Origin of the sequence: Rothia sp. HMSC069C10 (genome assembly GCF_001812205.1) — a bacterium.
Taxonomy (GTDB): domain Bacteria; phylum Actinomycetota; class Actinomycetes; order Actinomycetales; family Micrococcaceae; genus Rothia; species Rothia mucilaginosa.
On sequence record NZ_KV808301.1, the window covers coordinates 37,497 to 41,317 of the forward strand.

4 protein-coding genes are annotated in these 3,821 nt (G+C 53.6%); all 4 read right to left on the reverse strand.

Going from position 1 to position 3,821, the window contains the following annotated elements; all coding sequences use genetic code 11:
- Positions 1 to 334 precede the first annotated feature (334 nt).
- Positions 335 to 1,087, reverse strand: coding sequence for a DUF6318 family protein (locus HMPREF2842_RS05205; protein WP_070634381.1), 753 nt, complete (start codon positions 1,085 to 1,087; stop codon positions 335 to 337).
- A gap of 273 nt (positions 1,088 to 1,360) precedes the next feature.
- Positions 1,361 to 2,122: a DUF6318 family protein gene (locus HMPREF2842_RS05210; RefSeq protein WP_083308751.1), complete on the reverse strand. Its 762-nt coding sequence runs from the start codon at positions 2,120 to 2,122 to the stop codon at positions 1,361 to 1,363.
- A gap of 237 nt (positions 2,123 to 2,359) precedes the next feature.
- Complete coding sequence (locus HMPREF2842_RS05215; RefSeq protein ID WP_083308750.1) at positions 2,360 to 3,160, reverse strand: DUF6318 family protein; 801 nt, start codon at positions 3,158 to 3,160, stop codon at positions 2,360 to 2,362.
- Positions 3,161 to 3,301: 141 nt separating this feature from the next.
- Positions 3,302 to 3,821 (reverse strand): DUF6318 family protein (locus HMPREF2842_RS05220; RefSeq protein ID WP_246823192.1); only part of this gene is annotated, 520 nt, incomplete at its 5' end.

Here is a 3,821-nt window from a genome sequence, read left to right on the forward strand (position 1 = left end):
ATATCGCTAGCGCACGCAGTCAGCGCCGCAAGAACACCGGTCGCACCAACCCCCAGGAGAGTACGTCGAGTGAAGAAGGTAGTCATCGGAAGCCCTTCGTTGGAGCCAATACAGAGCAAATCACGCCACACACCGCGGCAGGCATACGCACCCCGTACAGACCTATAAGTACGTCAATGTATATATTTTTAAGGTTACCCGAGAGCCACCAAATAGCCCCGCGACCACCTCGAATGTTCAGAAAATTAAGACCCCACACCCAGCGTTTTACCAGGCGCGGGGTCTTGTTACGTGAGAAGTCACGAGGAGAGTTGAACCCTCTGCAAGACGGCAACTAAGCGGCGCTAGACAGCTCCCACTTGTCGTCCTTGTACTCCAGACGGAACCTCGCCACCTTCTTCTTCGACTCATCAGCGCTCGCCGGTTTCTCGGGCTGATTCTTATAATGCCGCACCATCTTGGGATCCATGTAGAGATAGCCTTCCCAAATAAAGCGAGTATTATCGCTGCCCGGCACCTCACGAGGGGCATCCGTTAGCAGCTCAACAATATACGGAGTTTCCGTACCGTACACCCAACCAGCACCCAACGCATACACCTTGAATATGCTGGAATATTCCTCCCAGGCGTAGCCTTTATGGTAAACAGTATCTATCGGGCCCATATCGCCCGTCATCAGCAAATAGTTCAAGCTCGCCAGCCAGAAACTCAAGAAAGCATACGCACCATCAACGCTGTGCTCCTTCATATTCGCCGGAGGAACAGGCTTCGGCATATTCTCAGCCGGATTCGTAGCGCTCGCTGGAACGTACTCACCGTTCTTCTCATAGCTATCGAACTTCATCGCACCCTTATAGGACTTACCCGACGACGGAAGACCCGAAGCAGCAGAAGCACTCGCAGGCGCCGAAGCAGAAGGAGACGCCGATGCAGACGCAGATTCGGAGGTGGTCGCCGCCTCCGACGGAGAAGCTGAGCCGGTACTGCCAGCCAGTGGGCGAATATCGCTAGCGCACGCAGTCAACGCAGAAAGTGCACCCGCAACAGCAACACCCAGAGCGGTACGTCGAGTGAAGAAAGTAGTCATCGGAAGTCCTTCGTCGGATCCTTCACCCACAAAGCCGTCAGCACGAGGCTCAAACCTGCAGGTAAAGACCATATGTAGTACGTCAATGTATATACGTTAAGCGTACCCGAGGCACTCTCAGCCGACCCCGGCCATCCGCGGGGTTTTCGCCTGAGTGTTCCCTGGGTTTTTGGCACAAGAAACCCCCACCCACGGTGCATTACCGCAGGCGGGGGAGAAGCCTACCTCAAGCTGTTATGCCTGAACCGTTATGGTGGGGCCTAGACAGAAGACCTAGGCAGCAGAAGAGCTAGAAGAAGCGGAAGCCGACGAAGAAGAGCCTTCATCGCCGGTGAGCATAATCCACCTACCGTCCTTGTATTCCACGGCAACCTTCGCCAGCTTGCCATTCGGGCTAGAAGCGGTCTTAAAGGGCTGGTCAGACTTGCCCTCAATGTGAATCTTCGCATCGGCGCTGTAGTTCATGTATGCCGGCCAGTCGTAACGGGTACCCTTACCGGACGCCTTCTTCGGTGAACCACTAGTCAGCTCAAGAGTAACCGGGGTATCCGTACCGTACATCCAGCCCAGATCGTTCTCGTACATGATCGTAAGTTCCTGCAGACTCTTCGCATACACATCTGCAGGGTCAGCCTTCTTCATCGGCTCAGTATCACCGGTCATTAGCGCATAGTTAAAGCTTGCCAGCCAGTAGCCAATGAACGCATACATGCCATCAACGTTATCTTCGTTCATGTTCGCCGGGGCTAGGGGCTTGGGCACATTCTGCGCCTTCTTCTCGGCAGTGGCAGGAACGTATTCGCCGTTCTTCTCGAAGTTATCGAACTTCACAAAGCCCTTATAGGACTTGTCCGAAGAAGCAGATGCGGAAGCAGCGGCCGAGGCGCTTTCAGAAGCGGAGCTAGACGCCGAACCTTCAGCCGTCGGGCGAATATTGCTAGCGCACGCAGTCAATGCAGCCAGTACGCCGACGCCGGTCGCACCCAGCGCCACGCGGCGGGACATACCAGCAGAAATGGGGGAAGGGCTCGTCATAATCAGCCTTTCATAGGAAGTCAACAAAGGAAATTGAGTGAGTTGACAACCCCATCATACCGGCAAATACACAGATACCCATCAGCGGTCGTCATTTAGCGCCGATGACAAAGCAACCTAATACCACTGCAAAGCATCACCAAGTCTTGACATAAAGAACCCCCGCCCACGGTGCATTACCGCAGGCGGGGGAGAAGTCTATCTTAAGCCGTTAGACCTTACCTATAGGGTAGGTGCTTAGACAGAAGAAGAACTCGAAGAAGAATCGGAAGCCGCCGAAGAAGAGCCATCCTCACTGGTGACCATACTCCACTTACCATCCTTGTACTCCACACCAACCCTCGTCAGTTCCCGCGAGCTATCCTCCATAAAGGGTTCATCAGGGCCCTGACCTTCAGCGTGAATCTTCATGTCCGCGCTGTAACTCATGTATCCCAACCAGTCATAGCGAATTCGGCTACCGGAAATTTTCTGCGGTGAATCAGAAAGCAACTCAAGAGTCATAGGGCTATCCGCACCGTAGAGCCAGCCCGCATTATTTTCATAAGCAACCGTCAAATTCCGGTAATTCTCCAGCGCATCCGCAGATTCAACCTTCTGCAACGGCTCAGTATCGCCGGTCATCAGCAGATAGTTGGAACTCGCCAACCAATAACCAACGAACGCGTAAATACCGTCAACGTTCTGCTCGTTCATGTTCGCCGGAACGAGAGGCTTGGGCACGTTCTGCGCCTTATGAGTGGCGGTTGCCGGAACGTACTCGCCGTTCTTCTCGAAGTTATCAAACTTCACGAGGCCCTTATAATGCTTGCCGGAAGAAGCAGAAGGCGAAGCGCTAGCCGAGGCACTGGGTGAGGCACTAGCTGAAGCGCTCGCGGATGCACTAGCAGAACCGGAAGTAGAGTTAGACGCCGAGCCATCAGCCAATGGGCGAATATCGCTGGCACAAGCGGTCAACGCGGCAAGTGCACCAGCGGCGGTCGCACCCAGCGCCACGCGGCGGCTCACACGGGTAGATATGGGGGAAGGGCTCGTCATAATCAGCCTTTCGAAAGAAGTCAACAAAAGAAATAGAGTGAGTTGACAACCCCATCATACCCTAAAGTGTGCAAATAGGTATCAAACGTTTCTACTTGTATCCTTTTGTGAAGAAAGGTCTAAAAAGCTGCAATTAGTGCACTAGGATGCCGAGGGGCTCGCAGAATCCGCGCCCTTATCAGCGTCCTTATCCTCCTGAGTGCTCATAAACCAAGCACCCTCCTTATACTCCACAACGATCCTCATCGCCTGACCCTGAGAATCTTCTGCCCTAGCCAGCGACTTATCGCGGTTGTCCCCCTCCGTCAGATGCCTCTTCGCATTCTGATCAACCAGAGAACGAGCACGCCAGAAATAACGAATACGGTCACCCTCAATCTGCGTGGGGGTATCCGTCAGCAGGTACACAGACATCGGCTCACTCGTGTCATAAATCCAGCCGCGCCCCGTCTCATAGAGCTTAATCATCGGCTCAAGCTCCTTGGTGTAGTCAGTGCTAAGATCCGTCTTCTTCATCGGCTCAATATCACCCGTCAACGCCAAATAATTAAAGCTAGAAATCCAATAGCCAATCAGCGCATAAATACCGTCAATACTCAGCTCCTGCACCTTCTCCGGCATAATCGGTTTGGGCACGTTCTGCGCCTTCTTCTCAGCCGTG